Here is a 20,848-nt window from a genome sequence, read left to right as displayed (position 1 = left end):
ACTGGCGAGGGTGGATGAGCCTAGGAGCCTGTCCGACTTAGGATGAATCGGCTGCGGAATCGGGAGAAGGGTCCCTTTCGCCCCGCTTTTTCGTTACATAGAACCACTATGCGCCTCAAAACCGGAACGAAATGGCCTCGCTCTCCCACTTCCTCGCTTCGATCCCCCCAAGTCGGACAGGCTCCTAGCGAAATCCACCGATGGACGACAGCGCCTCAATTAGGCAACGCAATGCTGGACAAGCGCCGCGCATGCCGACAGCCTGAACTGCCAACTGCCAACTGCCAACTGCCAACTGCCAACTGCCAACTGCCAACTGCCAACTGCCAACGATGCTTCCCGTCCATGTCCGATTCCGCACCCACGATTAAGCTTGATTTACCCCCGTTGCGCGACAGTGGTCCGCGCCGCGCCCGCGTGCTCATGATTCAGGGAACCGCCTCGGACGTCGGCAAGAGTATGCTGGTCGCCGGGCTCTGCCGCGCCTATACCCGACGCGGACTGGTGGTGCGTCCCTTCAAGGCGCAGAACATGAGCAACAACGCGGCCGTCACGCTGGATACCGACGCGCCTCCAGGACCGGACGGCGAGCAGCCGCGCGGCGAGATCGGGCGTGCCCAAGCCCTCCAGGCGCTGGCCTGCGGGGTGCGCCCATCAATCCACATGAACCCTGTGCTCCTAAAGCCGCAGACCAACGTCGGCTCGCAGGTCGTCCTGCGCGGACGTTCGCTTGGAAACTGCCCGGCGCGCGTCTATCACGAGATGCGCCAGGGGCTGATGCCGGCTGTGCTCGACAGCTTCGAGCGCCTCTGTGCCGAGGCGGATCTGGTGCTGGTCGAGGGCGCGGGTAGCGGGGCGGAGATCTATCTGCGCCATTGCGATATCACCAACATGCACTTCGCCGAGCGTGCGGGCGTGCCGGTCATCGTTGTTGGGGATCTGGACAAGGGCGGCACCATGGCCTCCCTGGTGGGCACCTGGCTGCTGTTGGACCAGGCCGACCGCGATCGTGTCGTCGGCTACATCGTCAACAAGTTTCGCGGCGATTTCTCGCTCTTCGAGCCCGCCTGCGAGACCATTACCGAACATACGGGTTGGCCTTTCGTTGGTATGGTGCGTTGGTTCGAAGGGGCGGATCGGTTGCCGGCCGAGGACTCGCTGGCGCTCGAGCGCCCCGCAGAGACCAGGGGCGGGACGCTCAATGTCGCCATCCCGCGTCTATCACGGGTCGCCAATTTCGATGACATGGATCCCTTGGCCGCGGAGCCGAGCGTCAACCTGCGCTGGATCAATCCGGGGCATCCCATCCCCGCCGAGACGGATGTGGTGATCCTGCCCGGCTCGAAGGCGACACGGGCGGATCTCGAGGTGCTGCGCCGCGAGGGCTGGGACATCGACATCAAGGCCCATGTGCGTCGCGGCGGCCGGGTCGTCGGGCTCTGTGCCGGCTATCAGATGCTTGGGCGCCTGGTGCGCGATCCCCAGGGCATCGAGGGCGAGCCAGGCGAGACGCCTGGGCTTGGGCTGCTCGATATCGAGACCGAGATCGGGGCGGACAAGCGGCTGATCGAGATCGATGCCCAGGAGCAGCGCAGCGGCTGCCGCATCAGTGGCTACGAAATGCATATGGGGCGCACGACGGGTGCCGGGCTGGAGCGTCCCTGGATGCTGCTGGACGATGGCGCCGGACGGGTGCGCCCCGAAGGGGCTATTACCCCAGACGGGCGTGTCATGGGCGGCTATCTGCATGGCATCTTTGGCGCGGATGCCTTTAGGGCGCACTGGCTCGAGCAGGTCGGCGCTCAGGCGGCGACCATCGATTTCGAGGCCAGGGTCGAGGCGGCCCTAGACGACCTGGCCGAGCACTGCGAGGCCTGTCTGGATCTGGACGCGCTCCTGGAACTGGCGCGCTGAGCAGGGGCGTGGCCGCAAGGTCAGGCGGCCTGCGTCCAGGGGCTGCTCTATCCTTGAGGTGCGAGTTCCACGTCCTCGTAGACATCCGCCAGTGAGAAGCGAATGTCGAGATCACCGCACTGCACCTGAAGCTCCCCCTCCTGCTCGAAGACCTGGTGTCGCCAGATCCCGTCATCTCCCAGGCTGTAGAACTCGACCCGGTGGCGCTCCTGGCTGACGAGCATGTAATAGCGCAGTGAGGGGAGTGATCGATAGGCGACGAGCTTTTCACGGCGGTCGATGACCTCGGTCGAGGGTGACAGGACCTCGGCGATCAAGCAGGGCGACTGCTTGTAGATGGATGCGCTGTCGTCGCGGTCGCAGGCCAGGAGCACATCTGGATAATAGAATGCATCGTGCTTCTCGACCCGGACCTTCATGTCGCTGATGAAGGCGCCACAGGGCGTGCCGCGCGTGGCTGATCTCAAGTGGAAGAATAGGTTGCCAGCGATGCGGTTGTGCGCCTCGCCAGCGCCGGCCATCGCGAACATTTGGCCGGCGACATACTCGTGACGGATGTCGCTCGATTGCTCGGCACCCAGATAGTCGTCCACAGTCATGTAAAGGGCTTGCGCTGCCAGGCTCATGTCGATACCTCTCATGATGGTAGATCAGGTCTCGCGACCAGTATAACCAATGGCTTGAATCAAAGATGCAGCCCAAAGACACCACCAGGGATCCAGCCTACAAGGGCTTCACCAACCTCAGCTGCCCCTTTTACCCTTGTCACCAAGGGGTCAAGCGAGAATTCAACTGCCTTTTCTGTTATTGTCCTCTGATCGCATACGCCTGTCCGGGACCCTATCGGGTCTATACCGATAAGCACGGGCTCAGGCGTAAAGACTGCTCTAAGTGCCGCCTCCCACACGATGGCTACAGCGCTTCCTGGGCGTTCATCCAAAAGTGGCTGGAACGGCCTCGGGTCTGGGACGGACAGGAGCAGCGCGAGCCCTATCGCAACGCCGAACGGGCGTCATAGGTCCACCGAGACGGCCATTTCGCATGGCACGCCTCGGCGCGAAGCCCCTTGCTTCCAGCGCGAAAGGCACTTTGACTGGCCTTTCCTCACACCATGCCTCCATGCTCGTGACCGCGCGTCGTCTGATCTACCGCCGGTCCAGCGTTGCTTGGATGCGTCGTCCAGAACCAGAATCCGCGAGCACTCATGTCTGACTCAGCCTCCTTGCTGCATCGGCGTCTAGCCGAATCCATCCTCATCCTCGACGGCGCCATGGGCACCATGATCCAGCGCCATGGCTTGACCGAGGCCGATTATCGCGGCGAGCGTTTCGCGGACTGGCCCAGCGACCTCAAGGGCAACAACGACCTGCTCGCGCTCACGCGCCCGGATGTGATTCGGGGGATCCACGAGCAGTATCTCGAGGCCGGTGCCGACATCATCGAGACCAACAGCTTCAACGGCACCCGCATCGCCATGGCCGACTACGGCATGGAGGAGCTGGCCCGTGAGATCAACGTCGCTGCGGCGCGCTTGGCTCGGGGGGCGGCCGATGCTTACAGCACGGCGGAGAAGCCGCGCTTCGTGGCCGGGGTCCTCGGCCCGACCAACCGCACCGCCTCCATCTCGCCGGACGTCAACGACCCCGGCAAGCGCAATGTCGACTTCGACACCCTGGTCGCCGCCTATGCCGAGTCCACGCGCGGACTGATCGAGGGCGGGGCCGACATCATCCTCATCGAGACGATCTTCGACACCCTGAACGCCAAGGCGGCGGTCTTCGCCGTGAAGCAGGTGTTCGACGAGGACGGTGTCGAGCGGCCCATCATGCTCTCGGGCACCATCACGGATCAGTCCGGCCGCACATTGACCGGCCAGACGACGGAGGCCTTCTACAACTCGCTGCGGCACGCCGAGCCGCTGAGCATCGGCCTCAACTGCGCCCTGGGTCCATACGAGCTACGCGCTTACGTCGAGGAGCTGTCGCGCATCGGCGAGTGCCTGATTTCGGCGCATCCGAATGCGGGTCTGCCGAATGAGCTGGGCGGCTACGACCTTGGGCCGGAGCAGATGGCGGAGGAGGTCGCCGACTGGGCGCGGAACGGCTTCCTCAACATCATCGGCGGCTGCTGCGGCACCACGCCGGACCATATCCGTGCGATGGCGAAGGCGGTCGACGGCATGGCGCCGCGCGCCAAGCCGAGCATCGCGCCGGCCTGCCGCCTCTCCGGGCTGGAGCCGCTCAACATTGCCGCCGAGTCCTTCTTCGTCAACGTCGGCGAGCGCACCAACGTCACCGGCTCGGCGCGCTTCAAGCGCCTGATCAAGGAGGACGACTACGACACCGCCCTCAGCGTCGCGCTGGAGCAGGTCGAGAACGGCGCCCAGGTGATCGACGTCAACATGGACGAGGGGCTGCTCGACGCGGTCGCCGCCATGAAGCGCTTCCTCAACCTGACCGCGGCCGAGCCCGATATCGCCAAGGTCCCGGTGATGATCGACTCCTCCAAGTGGGAGGTCATCGAGACTGGGCTCAAGTGCGTCCAGGGCAAGCCCATCGTCAACTCCATCTCGCTCAAGGAAGGCGAGGAGAAGTTCCTTCAGCAGGCGCGGCTGTGCCGGCGCTATGGCGCGGCGGTCATCGTCATGGCCTTCGACGAGGTCGGGCAGGCCGATACCCGGGCGCGCAAGGTCGAGATCTGCACCCGGGCCTACAAGCTGCTGACCGAACAGGTCGGCTTTCCGGCCGAGGACATCATCTTCGACCCGAACATCTTCGCGGTCGCCACCGGCATCGAGGAGCACAACAACTACGCGGTCGACTTCATCGAGGCGACGCGCGAGATCAAGCGGACGCTGCCCCACGCCTTGATTTCCGGCGGCGTGTCCAACGTCTCCTTCTCCTTCCGCGGCAACAATCCGGTGCGCGAGGCGATCCACGCGGTCTTCCTCTACCACGCCATCAAGGCCGGCATGGATATGGGCATCGTCAACGCCGGCCAGCTCGCCATCGTTGACGACCTGTCGGACGAACTGCGCGAGGCGGTCGAGGATGTGATTCTCAATCGCCGCGACGACAGCACCGAGCGCATGCTCGAGATCGCCGACAAGTATCGGGGCGACGGCTCGGTGGAGGCACGCCCGGAGGAGCAGGAGTGGCGGAGTTGGCCGGTCGAGGAGCGCCTCAAGCATGCCTTGGTCAAGGGCATTACCGACTACATCGACGAGGACACCGAAGCGGCGCGTCAGGCGCTCGGGCGCCCGCTGCTGGTCATCGAGGGGCCGCTGATGGCCGGCATGAACCATGTCGGCGACCTCTTCGGCGAGGGCAAGATGTTCCTGCCGCAGGTGGTCAAGTCGGCGCGGGTCATGAAGAAGGCGGTCGCCTACCTGTTTCCCTACCTGGAGGCCGAGAAGGCAGCCTCTGGCGATGCCGCCAAGAGCAACGGCCGCATCCTCATGGCGACGGTCAAGGGCGACGTGCACGATATCGGCAAGAACATCGTCGGCGTGGTCCTGCAGTGCAACAGCTACGAGGTGATCGACATCGGCGTCATGGTGGCGGCGGACACGATCCTGCAGCGTGCGCGCGAGGAAAAGGTCGACATCATCGGACTCTCCGGTCTCATCACCCCGTCGCTGGATGAGATGGTGCATGTCGCTAAGGAGATGGTGCGACAAGGTTTGGATGTGCCTCTGCTCATCGGCGGCGCGACGACCTCCAAGGTCCACACCGCCATCAAGATCGCCCCGCAGCGCGAGGCCCCGGTCATCTACGTGCCGGACGCCTCTCGGGCGGTGGGCGTCGCCTCCAATCTGCTGAGCGACGAGCTGCGCGGGCCCTATGTCGACGCGATCCGCGAGGAGTACGCGCGCGTCCGCACGGAGCGCGAGAGCAGGGGGGCGGTGCGCAAGTCCATGCCCATCGCGGCGGCGCGCGCCAATCGCCTGTCAGTCGACTGGGCGAGCTACAGGCCGCCAAGGCCAGCGGTGCTCGATTCCGGGTTTCGTGAATCCGCGCCTTGGACCCTTGAGCTGGAGCCAGCTGGCGGCGGTGTGATCGCCACCATCAAAGGCTTCCCGCTGGAAGACCTGGTGCAGTACATCGACTGGCTACCCTTCTTCAATGCCTGGGAGCTGGCGCACAAAGGCTTCCCGGACATCCTCGACGACGCGGTCATCGGCGAGGAGGCGCGCAAGCTCTACGCCGACGCGCAGTCCCTCCTGGAACGCCTGGTGGGCGAGCACTGGCTGGAGGCGCGCGCCGTGTTCGGCTTCTTCCCGGCCAATGCCGCGGGGGACGACGATATCGCGCTCTATGCCGAAGAATCGCGCGGTGAGCCGATGGCCGTGCTCCACCACCTGCGTCAGCAGATGCCGCGCGATGCCGGACGCAATCAGCCCAATTTCTGTCTGTCCGACTTCATCGCACCCGCTGGACAGGCCGACTGGATCGGCGCCTTCGCACTCACCGCCGGCGTGGGCATCGACGCCCACCTGGCGCGTTTCGAGGCTGATCACGACGACTACAACGCCATCATGCTCAAGGCCCTGGCCGACCGTTTGGCCGAGGCCTTCGCCGAGCGTCTACATCAGTTGGTGCGCACCCGTTACTGGGGGCATGCGGCGGGCGAGGCGTTGAGCAACGAAGAGCTGATCGCGGAGAAATACGACGGCATCCGTCCCGCGCCCGGCTACGCGGCCTGCCCGGACCACACCGAGAAGGGCACCCTCTGGGAGCTGCTGGAGCCTGATCGGCGCATCGGCATCACCCTGACCGAGAACTTCGCCATGCTGCCGACGGCAGCGGTTTCTGGCTGGTACTTCTCGCATCCGCAGGCGCGCTACTTCGGTACCGGCAAGGTCCAGAAGGATCAGGTCGAGGACTACGCCGCGCGCAAGGGCATGACGGTCGCCGAGGCCGAGCGCTGGCTGGCGCCGGTGCTTGGGTATGATGTTTGAATCGGTGGTCAGTTGTCAGTTGTCAGTTGTCAGTTGTCAGTTGTCAGTTGGCAGTTGGCAGGGGCTTGTGAGGCTTGTGGTTGATGCGTGAGGGGGGCTTTGCGGTCTGCTGCTGTGTTGGTGACGGGGCCGGCTCGCTGGTCTTGTAGGATGGGCAAAGCCCTCGCGGTGAGTTTTGTTCGAAGCGCTGAGGGTCGACGGGCGTGCCCATCATCCCCGCTCAGCGCCTTGCAAGATGGGTACGTCCGTCTCGCGCCGAGGTTGCGCTCGTGCGCGGAGTTCAGTTGTCAGTTGTCAGTTGTCAGTTGTCAGGGGCTTGTGAGGCTTGTGGTTGATGCGTGAGGGGGCTTTGCGGTCTGCTGCTGTGTTGGTGACGGGGCCGGCGCGCAGCGGTAAGAGCGAGTGGGCGGAGCGGCTGGCGCTTGAGTCGGGGCGGGCGGTTGTCTATGTGGCGACGGCGCGGGAGGACCGGGACGACGCGGATTGGATGGCGCGTATCGAGGCGCATCGCGTGCGCCGGCCGGCGGATTGGCTGACCCTTTGTGTGCCGACGGCGCTGGAGGGCGAGATCGAGACTCACTCCAGCCCGGATCACTGCCTCCTGGTCGATTCGCTCGGCACCTGGGTCGCCAATCTGCTCGAACTGGATGACGCCGCCTGGGCGGATCGGGTCGAGCGGCTGCTGCAGGCGCTGGCGCGCTGCTCGGGGCCGGTCATCCTGGTGGCCGAGGAGACCGGCTGGGGCGTTATCCCGGCCTATCCGATGGGGCGACAGTTTCGCGACCGGCTCGGCGGCTTGACGCGACGGCTCGGTGCCCGCTGCTCGGCGGTCTATCTGGTTGCGGGCGGCCATGTCCTCGATCTTGCCCGGCTCGGGTCGCCTCTGGACTGATCGGCCTTGGGCAGGATCAGCATCTCTCCGCGCGACGCGCCTCTGTGGGAGGCGCAGCCCTTCCACCGTTGGCGCGGCGTCTGCGCTGCGCAGATGTGGGAGCGCCGCCTCGGCGCGACAGGCACTGTGCTGACCGAGCGGTCGCGTCGGCGCGGCGCTCCCACCGCGCTCGCCCTCGTCCTCGCGCTTTGCGCCTGCTCGGCTCAGGCCGCGCTGCCGACCGTCGTGAGCACCGACCTTTGCTCGGACCTTCTTCTGCTCAAGATCGCCGCACCGGAGCAGATCCTCTCTGTCTCGCGCCAAAGCCAGGATCCGCAGGTGTCGCCGGTCGCCGAGCAGGCGCGACGCTATCCGGCGAACCGCGGCAGCGTCGAGGATCTGCTCCATCTCAAGCCGGACATCGCCCTGGTCTACTTCGGCTGGACCGCCAGACGGCACGCCGATCTGCTCGCCACCCAAGGGATCCGCGCTATTTCTGCCCCCTATCCACGCAATTGGCAGGACAGCCTGGCTGCGGTGCGCGAGATCGCCGCCCAGATCGGGCGCAAGTCGGTCGGCGAGGCCAAGGCCGCCGAGGCCGAGCGACGGATGCGCGCCCTGGCCGAGCGGCAGCGGCCATACCGCATGCTCTATCTGCGCCCCAACGGCGGCACGGCGGGGCAGGGCACCTATGTCGACGACGTCATCACCCGGCTCGGTCTGCAGAATCTGGCCAGGGAGCAGGGGCTGTCCGGCTGGGGCCGCTTTCCCTTGGAGCAGCTGATCACCTCGCCGCCGGATGTCTTTCTGCTCGGCTACTTCGATCGGAGCCGCTCCAAGACCGGCTCGGCCTATGGCCGCCATCCGCTGTTCCGGACCCTGCTGGCGCGCACTCCCAACATCCGCATTCCGGGAAATGCCTGGGGATGCGGCGGTCTTGAGTTGATTGGCGCGGCGGAGCAGATCGCCGCGCACTTGGATCGGCTGCCGCTTGGCGCCGCAGCAGACTTGGGAGACTGAGGGCTTGGCTTATTCGGCGCTGATCATCACACCGCCCAGTTGCGCGATCTGGCACCGCGCGGCCTTCGGGCAAAGCGACGTGGGAGCGGCGCCCCGCCGCGATCGCGCGCCCGTCGCGGCGGGGCGTCGCTCCCTCCGGGTGTGCGGTTGGACCCAAGCATGATCGATACCGCTCATTCGGATGGACTTCCTCGGCGCCGGCCCTTGCCCCTGAATCTGCTTCTGGTCGGGCTCTTGTTGGCGCTGAGTCTGGTCTCGCTGCGTTTCGGCAGCGCACCGCTGTCGCTCGGCGAGGTGGTGGGCGGCCTGCTCGGCACCGGGCCCGAGGAACACCGACTGATCGTGCAGCAGATCCGGCTGCCGCGGGTGGCCCTGGCCTGGCTGGTCGGGCTGGCGCTTGGCGCGTCCGGCGCCGCGCTGCAGGGGCTCCTGCGCAACCCGCTGGCCGAGCCTGGGCTGCTCGGCATCTCGTCTAGCGCGGGACTCGGCGCGGTTTTGACGCTCTATTTCGGCATCAGTGCGATGAGTCTCTGGATACTGCCGGCGGCAGCCATGACCTTCGCACTCCTGGCGACCCTGCTGCTCTATGCCCTCGCACGGGCCGGCTCGAACAATCTGACCCTCATCCTCGCCGGCGTCGCCCTGTCGTCCCTGGCCGGGGCCTTGACCTCGCTGGCCCTGAACCTGGCACCCGATCCGGGCGGGGTGCAGGACATCCTGCTCTGGCTGCTAGGCTCGATCAGCGATCGCAGCTTCGAGGAGGTGTGGCTCTGTCTGCCCTTCGTCCTTATCGGGCTTGGCCTGCTCTTCATGGCCGCGCCCGCGCTCGATGTGCTCAGTCTGGGTGAGGCCGAGGCCGCGACGCTCGGCGTCGACCTGGGCCGGCTGCGCAGACTCATCATTCTCGGCTCGGCCCTCAGCGTCGGTGCCACGGTCGCCGTCACCGGGACCATCGGCTTCGTCGGTTTGGTGGTCCCGCACCTGCTGCGGCGCTTCGTCGCCTATCGCCCTGGACGGCTCCTCCTCGCGAGTGCCTTGGGTGGTGCCGTGCTGGTTCTGGCCGCCGATATCAGCGTGCGACTCCTCGACACGCCGCGCGAGCTGATGCTCGGGGTGGTCACCGCCCTGATCGGCGCCCCCTTCTTTCTCGGTCTGGTGCTGCGCTCGCGGAGGGATCTGCTGTGAGTCTGCTCGAGGTCTCCGGGCTCGAGGTCGTGCTCGGCGGCAAGGCCTGCGTGCGCGACCTGTCCTTGAAGGTCGGCGAGGGCGAACTCTTGGGACTCATTGGCCCCAATGGTGCCGGCAAGAGCACGCTGGTGAAGGCGATCGCGCAGCTGCTGCCGTATCGCGGTCGCATCCGGCTGAATGGTCAAGACTTGGCTCGGGTCGAGGCGCGGGAGCGGGCGCGCCGGATCGCCTACCTCAGCCAGGGTGATGCCGTGCAATGGCCGATTGCCGTTCAGGACCTGGTCGCGCTCGGCCGACACCCCTATCGCGGGAGCTGGTGGCGTGGTGCTGGGACGCCAGGCGCCGAGGATCGCGCGGCCGTCGATGCCGCCTTGCGGGCCGCCGACATTCAGCACCTGCGTCATCGCAAGGTGACCGAGCTGTCGGGCGGCGAGCGTGCGCGGGCACGGCTGGCGCGCGTGCTGGCGGTCCAGGCGCCGCTGATCCTGGCGGATGAGCCAGTGGCGGCGCTGGACCCCAGGCATCAGATCCAGGTCATGGCGCTGCTGCGCGAACACTGCAACCAGGGCGGGAGCCTCATTCTGGTGCTGCATGACCTGACGCTGGCAAGCCGCTTCTGCGACCAACTGCTGTTGCTGGATGGCGGCGCGGGGATCGCGCTTGGTGCTCCAGCGCAGGTGCTGACCGCCCAACACCTGCGCAGCGTCTACGGCATTCGTGCCATCACGGGCGTGCATGAAGGGCTGGACTATGTGCTGCCCTGGGCGTGTGAGCCTCGGGAGGGCAAGTCGGAGATGACTCAGGGTTGACGCGCGATGGAGTTCGCATCCTTATCGACAGCGCGCGACGGCCAGAGTCGCGCCCTTGCCGTCGGCTCCGACGTGGCGACGCTTCTCGACAAGCAGCTCAGAACTCCCGGCGGCAAGCAGCGCTGCGGCCTCGGCGACGCTGGGCGTCCCGACCTCGACGCCGACCCGCGCGCAAGGATTGGGAACGGCGACGGCAGCCAGCTGTTCGGATGGGAAGCATTGGAGCACCCATCCGCGCTTGCGCGCCAGTGCGAGCAGCGCCGGCTCCTCGGCCTTGCGCTGGTGGCTGACAATGCAGCGGACCTCGACTGGCCCGAGTTCCGCCAGGATCGCGTCGACGGCGTCTTCAAGCGTGCTAAGCGCGGTTCCCCGCTGACAGCCGACGCCGATGCAGACCGGGATGCTCTGAGTCATGCTGATTCCAACCGCCTTTGTTGTCTCGACCTGAGTCCGGGAAATGGAACGGCAAAGACGCAAAGGGTCGCCCTTCGGATGGGCATTCCCGCGCGCGTCACCCCCTTGAAATCCTTTGCGAGCTTTGCATTCTTGAGTGATTAAGAAAGCGTCCATCAACAACTTCCCCCCTTTCGCAAAGGGGCGCTAGGGGGGATTTCTGGCGGCATCGCTCGCATCGGGAAATAATTGATGGGCACGTGCTAAGAAAGTGTCCATCAACAACTTCCCCCCTTTCGTAAAGGGGGGCTAGGGGGGATTTCGGGCGGCATCGCTCGCAGCGGGAAATAATTGATGGGCGCTCTCTAAGCTGTTGTTTCTAGGCCGATAGGCTCAATCATGCCTGATCAATCCACACGCCACTGCCCGGCGCTCTTTCTCACCGCATGCGCCTCTGGGCAGGGCAAGACGACCCTGGTGGCGGCGCTTGCCCGCTATCACCACCGGCTGGGTTGCCGGGTTGCTGTGCTCAAGACCGGTCCAGACTTCCTGGATCCCATGATCCTCGGCCGGGCCAGCGGCGCGGAGGTTGGTCCGCTCGACCTCTGGATGGTCGGCGAGGCGGAGTGTCGGCGCAAGCTCTACCAGGCTGCGGGGGAGGCGGATCTCATTCTGGTCGAGGGCGCCATGGGGCTCTTCGATGGCACACCCTCGGGTGCGGATCTGGCCGAGACCTTTGGGCTCCCGGTGGCGGCCCTGATCGATGCGCGCGGCATGGGCCAGACCTTTGGGGCGATCGCGCTGGGGCTGGCGAGCTATCGGCCCGTGCTGAGGTTTCGCGGCGTCTTGGCGAATCAGGTCGCGAGTGCGCGCCATGAGGAAATGCTCCGCGCGGGGATTCCGGATTCGGTTTCCTACTTGGGCAGCCTCCCGCGCCTGGCCGAAGCGGCCCTGCCGAGCCGTCACCTGGGGCTGGTACAGGCCGCTGAGATCGCCGATCTAGAGCAGCGCCTAGAGGCCGCCGCGGATCGCATCGGCGTGACGGCCTTGGCCGAGCTGCCGGCGGCAGTCGCCTTCCACGCACCTGCGGAGTGGACCGAGTTGCCCCGGCTGCTCGCCGGGCGGCGCATTGCCGTCGCGCGAGATGCCGCCTTCTCCTTCATCTACGAGGACAATCTGAGGCTGCTGGAGTCCTTGGGGGCCGAACTCAGCTTCTTCTCGCCCCTGGCTGATTGCGAGGTGACAGCGGACGCCATCTACCTGCCTGGCGGCTATCCTGAACTGCACCTCCAGGCCCTATCCGCCAATGTCGCCATGAAGGAGTCACTGCAAACGCATGTGGCTGCCGGCCGACCCATGTACGCGGAGTGCGGCGGCATGCTCTATCTGCTGGAGCGCTTGATCGACAAGGCTGGCGTCGAGGCCGAGCTTGCGGGGCTTCTGCCGGGGCAAGGGCGCATGCAGCAGCGTCTTGCGGGCCTTGGGATGCAGTCGCTTGAGCTGCCCCAGGGCTGTCTGCGCGGGCATAGCTTTCATCACTCGACGATGCAGGCCCAGGTTCAGCCAGCCGCCTTCGGCACACGGCAACGGGACGGTCAGGCGGGCGAGCCCTTCTATCGTCAGGGGCCAGTGCGGGCCAGCTATCTCCACCTCTACTTCCCGTCGGCACCTGAGGCGGCCGCGGCCCTGTTCCTGCCGGATTGAGGCTGATAAGGTGATTTCCGGGAAACAACAGACCTGTCGTCCGGATCTCGGATGGGCAAAACTCGCGCGATGCGCCTCGTTCAGAGGGCTGGTGGTTGGCGGGCGTGGCCATCCTTCCAGCGGGGCGCCTTGCAAGGTAGGCGCGTCCACCCAAGGCTGAGGCTGCATTCAAGCAGTATCGCCGGCGCTGGGATGGGCCTGGCCCTGTGCCTGCGTATCGTCGAGCACCATGGCGGCTGCATCTGGGTCGCGTCGGAGCCCGGCAACGGGAGCCTGTTTTCGTTTTGTCTGCCCGATGCGTCGCCGGCGTGTCACGACGCTCCCTGGGGTTGCCGCCCTGAGCAGCGGAGTCTTAGTGGCGGTGAGGTATCGGGTGTATAGTCGCGGCCTGTTCCTTGCTGCGAGCGCATCTTCTTGACATCCTGCGCCGCTAACGGCTGCCAGCGAGTTGTTAGGTCACCAAAGGTCTGGATTTCGAGCAGTTCGCGCGCGTCATCAAGTCGATCGAAGGCTTTTGGTTCACCGTCGTTAGATTGCCGCCGCGAGACTGACGCAAGGCGCAGAGGTTGCCAAATTAGAAGTCCAATCACCTTGCCCGATCACGTCTTGGGGCAAGTGCCCGCGTAGGTTCCGGAGTTGATCATGTCTAGCCCCGCTGCACGATATGACGCCACTGCGCCGCTGCGGTTGCTGGTGGTCGAGGACAATCCAGCCGATTTGCGCTTGATCGAGTTGATCCTCTCCGGCTCGGGCATCGACGTCGATGCGGCGGAATGCCTGACCACAGCAGAGGCTCAGCTGAATCAGGTCCAGGGTCAGCGCGGTCTTGATCTGGTCTTGCTGGATCTCGGGTTGCCCGACAGCCAGGAGTTGGATGGGCTCGCGCGACTGCTGGAGATGGCGCCGGGGTTGCCGATCGTGGTGATGACCGGCCTTGATGATGATCGCCTCGGCTTCGAGGCCCTGAGCCTCGGCGCGGAGGACTTCATACAAAAGGACTGGCTCAACGATGCGGCGCTGGTCCAAAGAACGCTGCGTTTCGCCTGGGAGCGCAATCGGTTGCGTCGTCGTTTGCAAGCGGCCGAACGTGAGCGGGAGGCCTTGGCGATGGACCGCATCGACGCCGGCACCAAGCTCAAGGTCAGCGCGGGTGCCTTCGGGCTGCGGCCCTTGCGGGAGAGCGATGCGAAGCTCTTTGCCGAGATTCGCGATGCCTACGGCGGCATCCTCGCCGCCGCTGCCGAGCGCCAGGTCTATCAGGTGGAGCACCCGGTGAGTGAGCAGTTGCGCAAGTTGGCGGACCGGCTTGGCTTTGTGCGGGCGAGTCCCCGCGACCTGGTCGACCTGCACACTGCGGCGCTGGCTGCGCTCACCCCGGCCGTTGGCCCCGCGGAGGAACGCTTGTTGGTGAGCGAGGGTCGTATCACGATCCTCGAATTGATGGGCTACCTCGCGTCCTACTACCGGCGCTACTATGTTGGCAGCATGGGCATCCGGAGCGTAGAGGAATGACGAATCCGGCCATGAATCGAGAACATGCCATATGAGCAATTACACATTGCGTCTTTTCATTACCGGTCATACGCCGCAGGCGGAACGCGCCATCGCCAATCTCAAGCGCATCTGCGCAGATGAGCTGCAGGGGCGTTACGAAATGGAGGTGGTCGATCTGATGGAAGACCCGGAGGAGGGCGAGCGCCAACGCATCATCGCCACCCCGACCCTGATCAAACAACTGCCGCCGCCGTTACGGCGCATCATCGGTGACCTATCCGACAAAGAGCGGGTGTTATCGGGACTGGATATCTTCCCGATCCTGAACGACGACGGAGACGCCCATGAGTAGAGTGCGAACCCCCCAAGTTGAAAAGCTGCCCAGCGGTGTTCCGGGTCTGGACATCGTCACCGACGGCGGTGTGCCCCGAGCCCGTACCACACTGATCGCCGGCACCGCCGGCAGCGGCAAGACCATTCTTGCGGCGCAGTTCCTGGTGGAGGGTGTGCGGCAATTCGACCAGCACGGCGTCTTTATCACCTTCGAGGAGAGTGCCGAGGACATCCGGCGCAATGTCGCCTCGCTCGATTGGGACGTCGCCGCGTTCGAGGCGGCTGGTGCCTGGATGTTCGTCGACGCCTCGCCGGAGCCGGGCGAGCCGGTGATCGAGACCGGCGGCTACGACCTCGGCGCGCTCATCGTGCGCATCGAGATGGCGGTGAAGGCGGTTGGCGCTACGCGTGTCGTGCTCGACTCCTTGGGTGCCATCTTCAACCAATTCGAGAACGTCAGCATCATCCGCAACGAGCTGTTTCGGCTGACCGTGGCACTCAAGCAGATGGGGGTTACCGCGCTCATGACCGCCGAGCGCGACGACGAGTATGGCCCCATCGCGCGCCACGGTGTCGAGGAGTTCGTTACCGACAATGTCATTGTGCTGCGCAATGTGCTTGAGGGCGAGAAGCGTCGACGCACCGCCGAGGTGCTCAAGTTTCGCGGCACCACGCATCAAAAGGGCGAGTATCCCTTCACGGTCATGGAGGGGCAGGGCATCGTCGTCATCCCGCTGTCGGCCATCAAGCTGAGGCAGCGTTCCTCGAACGTGCGGATCAGCGCCGGCAACGCCGAACTCGATGCCATGTGCGGCGGGGGCTTTTTTCGTGACTCCATCGTGCTGGTCTCTGGCGCAACGGGTTGCGGTAAGACCCTGATGACCACCGAGTTCATTTCCGGTGGCGCCGACCGCGGCGAGCGCTGCTTGCTGCTCGCGTTCGAGGAAAGCCGCCATCAGCTGATGCGCAATGCATCCGGCTGGGGGCGTGATTACGAGGCCTATGAGCAGGGTGGCTTACTGAAGATCATCGCGAATTATCCGGAATCTTGCGGGCTCGAAGACCACCTGATCGCGATCAAGCAGGCCATCGACGACTTTCGTCCAAACCGCGTCGCCGTTGACAGCCTGTCGGCGCTCGAGCGGGTTTCGACCGTCAAGGGCTTTCGCGAATTCGTTATCAGCCTGACATCCTTTATCAAGGACACTGAGGTCGCGGGGTTGTTCACGGCCACCACGGAGCGGCTTCTCGGCGGCGAATCGGTGACCGAGGCGCACATCTCGACCATCACGGATTCCATCATCCTGTTGCGCTACGTCGAGATGCTCGGCGAGATGAAGCGCGGACTCACGGTGCTGAAGATGCGCGGTTCGCCGCACGATAAGAGCATCCGCGAGTTCAACATCGACGGCACCGGTATGCACATCGGGCATGCCTTCCGCAGCGTCTCGGGCATCCTGGCCGGACATCCGCAACACATCCCGCAACGTGAATTGGAGCGCATGGAAGAGCTGTTCAAGGATGTTTCCCCGAGCGACTGATGGCTCTCGGCGATCTCGGGGTTGCGTGATCCTCGCTGCGCGCGTTGGTGCGGCCGCCCGGGATCAGCAGAGGGCGAGACGCTCGGCCGGCACCGGCTGCCCGATCAGATAGCCCTGTCCTTCATCGCATCCCAACTCCACGAGGATGCGCCGCTGCTCCTCGGTCTCGATGCCCTCAGCGATGACCCGCTTGTCGAGTCCATGGGCAACGGCGATGGTGCCTTCGATCAAGGCCCGATCCGCGCGGTTTTCGCTCAGGCCGGCGACCAAGACGCGATCGATCTTCACCGCAGAGATGGGCGGCAGCTTGAGCATCTCCAGCGAGGTATAGCTGCTGCCGAAGTTGTCGATATGGATCTGCACGCCAAGGTCCATGAGCGCAGTCAGTGTTTCGGTCGAGCGACTCTTGTTGTGAAAGATGGCGGTCTCGGTGATCTCCAGGGTCAGCGCGTCTGGGGAGATGCCCGAGTCGCGAAGTACGCTGTCGATGTCCTTCGCCAGATCAGATTGCTCGAGCTGTAGCGGCGAGACATTGACCGCCACCGACACTTGGCGCTTGCACTGCTCGCGCCAGCGAAGCGCTTGCCGGCAGGCCATCGACAGCGTCTGCCGGCCCACCTCGACGACCAGCCCCGTGCTCTCCAGAATCGGCATGAAGTCATTGGCGGCGACCAGACCGCGCTCTGGATGACGCCAACGCAGCAGGGCCTCGGCGGCGACGCAGGCCCCGCTGCGCAGGTCCGTCCGGGGCTGAAAAAAGAGGACGAATTGCTCGTGCAACAAGGCCTCGCGCAGTTCCTGCTCCAGTTCCAGGCGTGACTTCTGGACTTGGGTCATGTCCGTGCGATAGACACTGAAGCCGCTCCCAGCTTGGCGTTTGGCGTCATACATAGCGCTGTCGGCCTGGCGCAGGAGTTCCCGCGGGTCTCGACTATGCAGGGGGCAGAGACTCAGGCCGATGCTGGTCCCGATGCTCAGTTCCCGATCAGCGAGTTGGAACGGCCGCTCGAACAGCTCGAGGAGCTTGTGTGCGACTTCGGTCGCGGCCCGCAGCGTCGTCACGCCGGGGAAGATGGCGGTGAACTCGTCGCCGCCCATGCGCGCGAGGGTGTCTGAGGCGCGCATGGTTGCGGATAGACGCTGCGCTACGGCACAGAGCAGATCGTCGCCGGTCGCGTGGCCGAGGGTATCGTTGATGCCCTTGAAGTTGTTCAAATCCATGAACATCAGCGCGAAACCATGCCGATCGCGACGCATGCGCTTCACCGCCTCTTCCAGACGGTCGAAGAAGAGGCCTCGGTTGGGCAGTCCGGTCAGGCTGTCTTCGAAGGCGAGATGGCGCACTTGCTCCTCGGCTTGCTTGCGCTCGGTGATGTCGTAGAGCATGACCAGATACGCGAAGCGATCCTGCCACCGGGTCTCGGTGGCCGAGACTGCGGCGACTCCTGGGCTGCCGTCGGCACGCTTCACGTTGAACTCGGTCTCGAAATTGCTCACCGACGGGATGCCGAAGGGGGCGCCAAGGAGCTGTTCTGACTTGATCGACAAGAGCCGTGAGGCGGCGGGGTTCCCATAGAGGACGGTGCCCTCTGCGTCGAGAACGAGGATGCCAGCTTGGTTCTCTTGTACCAAGCAGGAGAAATTGTGGCGGCTCTCCTCGAGCGCCGCCTCTGTCGCACGCCGTGCGGCATGGGTCTGTCGGTGCTGGTACTCGATGTCATTGAGGGCCAGGCTGTGTTCGCTTAGGGAGTGCTGAGCAGCCTGCAGACGGGCAGAAAGTGTCAGGATTCGGTGCAGACTGAAACCGCCAAGTCCGAGCAGGACGAGGGCGGCCAGGGTGCAGGGATGCTTCACGGCTGAGAGGGTTGCCTGGCGCCAAGGCGCATCAGTGATCTGAGTGGCCGTCGCTCGGGGATCCTTGGCTGGCGCTGTGATCGCGTCTGTCGTCTGCGCCAATGCAGCAGGGAGCACCGAACCGGTCAGTAGGGTTAGGACGAGGAGGGTCGTTACGGCCCCTTCAATTGGCCGGAACTGATGCGGTCTCTTGTCTAGGGTGTGCGCTCGTCTTGGGTCCAACTGCGTCTCCGCATAGGGTGTGACCACAACTGATCCCTAGCGTAGGTGGGGTCGAGGTCCGAGGCTCAACGAAAGGGTGCTGCAGTTGCTGGGCTGATCGCGTCAAAGGCATCACTCCCAAGAGTGAGCCAAAGAGGCGCGTCAGTATACCTAGGTGAAATACAGCTGGAGTATCCAAGATGACTTATGCCATCGGGATCGCTATCGTCGGTTCGATACCGATACCGATACCGACGGCCTTGGATGGTCGGACGCTTCATCGAAATTCGACTCATCTGCAAGCATTTTGCGCCCTCAAGGATTCTAGGCCTTTTCGGCCGTCAATACCGTCACCGGCATTGCCGTCCGCCAGCCATCGAAGCGACCAAGCGGACTGGCGTGGGCGACTGAGATTCGCGTTAGCTCGCCGCCAATGCGCTCACGCAGGGTGACGAGGAAGGCTTCGCTCTGGATGGTCACGGCGTTAGCGACCAGCCGCCCGCCTGGCTTGAGTGCCTGCCAGCAGTGCTCGGCAACGCCCTCGGCCGTCAGGCCGCCGCCGATGAAGACGGCATCCGGTGGCTCCAGACCTTCCAACCCCTCGGGTGCCCGTCCGGCGACCAACGTGAGATCCGGCACGCCGAGGTTCCTGCAGTTGCGTTCGATGAGTGAGCGTCGGGCGGCGTTGGGCTCCACGGCGATGGCGCGGCAGCCGAGGTCCGCGCGCATCCACTCGATGCCGATTGAGCCGCAGCCGGCGCCGACGTCCCACAGCAGCTCGCCCGGAAGGGGCGCGAGTCGGGCCAGGGTGGCGGCCCGGACGTCTCGCTTGGTGAGCTGACCGTCGTGCTCGAAGGCGTCGTCGGGCAGGGCGCCGCGTCGCGACAGCGGCTTGGTCTGGGCGTCCGCGACGCACTCCACCGCGATGAGATTGAGCGCCTCGCATGGCGGCTGCTGCCACGCGAGGGCTGTCCCCTCAATGCGGCGCTCGGCCGGGCCGCCGACGCGCTCGAAGACCATGAGCCGGCTGCCGCCATAGCCCCGGCTTGTCAGGAGCGCGGCCAACTGAGCTGGGCTCTCGCCGTCGGCCGACAAGACCAGCAGGCGGGCTGCGGGTGCCAGGTGCAGGTTGACGCGCTCGAGCGGGCGTCCGTGGGCCGGTATGAGCTGCACGTCCTGAAGTGGCCAACCCATGCGCGCGGCAGCCAGGGACATGGACGAGGGGGCGGGCATGATCCGCATCTCATCCGCTGGCACGCGTGAGGCGAGGCTGCCGCCGATGCCGAAGAGCATGGGGTCGCCGCTGGCGAGGACGCAAACCGGGCTGCCGCGATGCGCCAGCAATAGCTCGTAGGCCGCACTGAAGGGACTGGGCCAATGCAGCCGCTGCTGCTGTGCTTGGCTGGGAATCATGGCGAGATGCCGCTCGCCGCCGAAGAGGATGCGTGCCTCCGAGACAGCCTGCCGCGCCGCCTCGCCGAGTCCGGTCAGGCCATCCTCGCCAATACCGACGATGGTGAGCCAGAGGCTCATGGCGTCTTACCCCAAGGCACTGAAGGTTGAAGAATCGCAGAAGGTTGCAAATAGGGTGTGAGGTCGTGTGCAGTCAGTCGGGCCTTGGGCATGAGGGGTGCTCGGATCAGGGGGAGTGCTCGGATCAGGAGACTGTGCTCCTAGCCCTACGGGTGGAAAAACATCGTGCAGTCCACCGAGCGCCTTGCTGCCAGTGGTGGATTTCGCACTTGCTCATCGACCCTCGGGGTTGAGTGGGGTGGTTGGTGCTGGCGCCGCCATTGGCCGCGCAGCAACATTGCAATTATACTGCTCTGCTTGTTGAAGCAAATCCCTCCCTTCTTTCTTGACTTCCGGCCAGGGCCACGACTCGGACAGCAGCGCTGCTCCGAGCGATTGCGCGTTGCCGCGTGACAGAGACTCGCAATGATCGACTACGTCCGAGATGCCCACGACATCTATCGCCAATCCTTTGCCATCATTCGCGCCGAGGCGAATCTGGAGCCGATCCCGGATGATCTCGAAGCGCTGGCGGTTCGTGTCATTCACTCCTGCGGCATGCCGGATGTGATCGACGATTTGCGCTTCTCGCCGGGGGCTGGCCAGGCTGGACTCGCCGCGATGGCGTCTGGTGCCCCGATTCTGTGCGACAGCCGCATGGTTGCCGAAGGCATCACGCGGGCACGGCTGCCGGCGGCAAATGAGATCATCTGCACCCTGCAGGACCCGAGCGTCCCTGATCTCGCGAAGAAGCTCGGCAATACGCGGACGGCGGCAGCGCTCGAGCTGTGGCGTGCGCATTTGGAAGGCGCCATCGTCGTTGTCGGCAATGCCCCGACCGCGCTCTTCCGACTGCTCGAGATGCTGGACGAGGGCGTGCCCAAGCCGGCGCTGATCCTTGGCTTTCCGGTTGGCTTCGTCGGCGCCGCCGAGTCCAAGGAGGCGCTCGCCGAGGACAGCCGAGGCGTGCCTTTCGTAACGCTCCGCGGGCGCCGTGGCGGTAGTGCCATGGCGGCAGCGGCCGTGAACGCCCTCGGGCGGGAGCATGGCTGAG

17 protein-coding genes are annotated in these 20,848 nt (G+C 65.1%); 13 read left to right on the top strand and 4 right to left on the bottom strand.

Annotated features, from left to right (window positions below; genetic code table 11):
- The first annotated feature begins 345 nt into the window (after positions 1-345).
- Entirely contained in the window at positions 346-1,914 is a 1,569-nt protein-coding gene (locus tag G3480_RS06630) for a cobyric acid synthase (RefSeq protein ID WP_164652947.1), read from the top strand.
- Positions 1,915-1,961: 47 nt separating this feature from the next.
- Here G3480_RS06630 and G3480_RS06625 read toward each other — a convergent pair whose 3' ends face one another.
- The gene (locus tag G3480_RS06625) at positions 1,962-2,540 is read right to left on the bottom strand and encodes a Uma2 family endonuclease (protein WP_164652945.1); all 579 of its coding nucleotides are present in this window, start codon (positions 2,538-2,540) and stop codon (positions 1,962-1,964) included.
- A gap of 65 nt (positions 2,541-2,605) precedes the next feature.
- Here G3480_RS06625 and G3480_RS06620 point away from each other — a divergent pair, with 65 nt between their 5' ends.
- From G3480_RS06620 to G3480_RS06595, 6 genes are all read left to right on the top strand, one after another.
- Positions 2,606-2,932, top strand: a complete 327-nt coding sequence (locus G3480_RS06620; RefSeq protein ID WP_164652943.1) for a cysteine-rich small domain-containing protein — start codon at positions 2,606-2,608, stop codon at positions 2,930-2,932.
- A gap of 186 nt (positions 2,933-3,118) precedes the next feature.
- Positions 3,119-6,874: a methionine synthase gene (gene metH / locus G3480_RS06615; RefSeq protein ID WP_164652941.1), complete on the top strand. Its 3,756-nt coding sequence runs from the start codon at positions 3,119-3,121 to the stop codon at positions 6,872-6,874.
- 349 nt (positions 6,875-7,223) lie between these two features.
- Positions 7,224-7,766: a bifunctional adenosylcobinamide kinase/adenosylcobinamide-phosphate guanylyltransferase gene (gene cobU, locus G3480_RS06610; RefSeq protein WP_164652939.1), complete on the top strand. Its 543-nt coding sequence runs from the start codon at positions 7,224-7,226 to the stop codon at positions 7,764-7,766.
- Positions 7,767-7,772: 6 nt separating this feature from the next.
- Positions 7,773-8,765, top strand: coding sequence for an ABC transporter substrate-binding protein (locus G3480_RS06605; protein WP_240905632.1), 993 nt, complete (start codon positions 7,773-7,775; stop codon positions 8,763-8,765).
- 159 nt (positions 8,766-8,924) lie between these two features.
- The gene (locus tag G3480_RS06600; RefSeq protein ID WP_164652937.1) at positions 8,925-9,950 is read left to right on the top strand and encodes a FecCD family ABC transporter permease; all 1,026 of its coding nucleotides are present in this window, start codon (positions 8,925-8,927) and stop codon (positions 9,948-9,950) included.
- Positions 9,947-10,762 (top strand): ATP-binding cassette domain-containing protein, encoded by an 816-nt coding sequence (locus G3480_RS06595; RefSeq protein WP_164652936.1) that lies wholly within the window; start codon positions 9,947-9,949, stop codon positions 10,760-10,762. Before G3480_RS06600 ends, G3480_RS06595 begins: the two co-directional genes overlap by 4 nt.
- 21 nt (positions 10,763-10,783) lie before the next feature.
- Here the strand turns inward: G3480_RS06595 and G3480_RS06590 are convergent, their stop codons facing one another.
- A complete protein-coding gene (locus tag G3480_RS06590) occupies positions 10,784-11,176 on the bottom strand; it encodes a cobalamin biosynthesis protein (protein ID WP_164652935.1) in 393 nt (130 codons plus the stop codon).
- 378 nt (positions 11,177-11,554) lie between these two features.
- On the opposite strand from G3480_RS06590, the gene G3480_RS06585 reads away from it, so the two are divergent.
- The 5 genes from G3480_RS06585 (at position 11,555) to kaiC (ending at position 16,227) form a co-directional block, all read left to right on the top strand.
- Positions 11,555-12,859 (top strand): cobyrinic acid a,c-diamide synthase CobB, encoded by a 1,305-nt coding sequence (locus tag G3480_RS06585; protein ID WP_164652933.1) that lies wholly within the window; start codon positions 11,555-11,557, stop codon positions 12,857-12,859.
- A 51-nt stretch (positions 12,860-12,910) separates the two neighbouring features.
- Entirely contained in the window at positions 12,911-13,240 is a 330-nt protein-coding gene (locus tag G3480_RS29450) for an ATP-binding protein (RefSeq protein WP_164652931.1), read from the top strand.
- Positions 13,241-13,501: 261 nt separating this feature from the next.
- Positions 13,502-14,371: a response regulator gene (locus G3480_RS06575; protein WP_164652930.1), complete on the top strand. Its 870-nt coding sequence runs from the start codon at positions 13,502-13,504 to the stop codon at positions 14,369-14,371.
- 31 nt (positions 14,372-14,402) lie between these two features.
- Positions 14,403-14,705 (top strand): circadian clock KaiB family protein, encoded by a 303-nt coding sequence (locus tag G3480_RS06570; RefSeq protein ID WP_164652928.1) that lies wholly within the window; start codon positions 14,403-14,405, stop codon positions 14,703-14,705.
- Positions 14,698-16,227, top strand: coding sequence for a circadian clock protein KaiC (gene kaiC / locus G3480_RS06565; RefSeq protein WP_164652926.1), 1,530 nt, complete (start codon positions 14,698-14,700; stop codon positions 16,225-16,227). Before G3480_RS06570 ends, kaiC begins: the two co-directional genes overlap by 8 nt.
- A gap of 63 nt (positions 16,228-16,290) precedes the next feature.
- Here the strand turns inward: kaiC and G3480_RS06560 are convergent, their stop codons facing one another.
- Together G3480_RS06560 and cbiE are read right to left on the bottom strand one after the other, a co-directional pair.
- Positions 16,291-18,303, bottom strand: a complete 2,013-nt coding sequence (locus G3480_RS06560; RefSeq protein WP_164652924.1) for a putative bifunctional diguanylate cyclase/phosphodiesterase — start codon at positions 18,301-18,303, stop codon at positions 16,291-16,293.
- Positions 18,304-18,606: 303 nt separating this feature from the next.
- Positions 18,607-19,815, bottom strand: a complete 1,209-nt coding sequence (cbiE, locus tag G3480_RS06555; RefSeq protein WP_164652923.1) for a precorrin-6y C5,15-methyltransferase (decarboxylating) subunit CbiE — start codon at positions 19,813-19,815, stop codon at positions 18,607-18,609.
- Positions 19,816-20,220: 405 nt separating this feature from the next.
- Here cbiE and G3480_RS06550 point away from each other — a divergent pair, with 405 nt between their 5' ends.
- Entirely contained in the window at positions 20,221-20,847 is a 627-nt protein-coding gene (locus tag G3480_RS06550; RefSeq protein ID WP_164652921.1) for a precorrin-8X methylmutase, read from the top strand.
- Position 20,848 lies beyond the last annotated feature (1 nt).

This window comes from Thiorhodococcus mannitoliphagus, assembly GCF_010915725.1.
GTDB lineage: Bacteria > Pseudomonadota > Gammaproteobacteria > Chromatiales > Chromatiaceae > Thiorhodococcus > Thiorhodococcus mannitoliphagus.
Note: the sequence above shows the minus strand (reverse complement) of the source record. Positions and strands in the feature narration are given on the sequence as shown.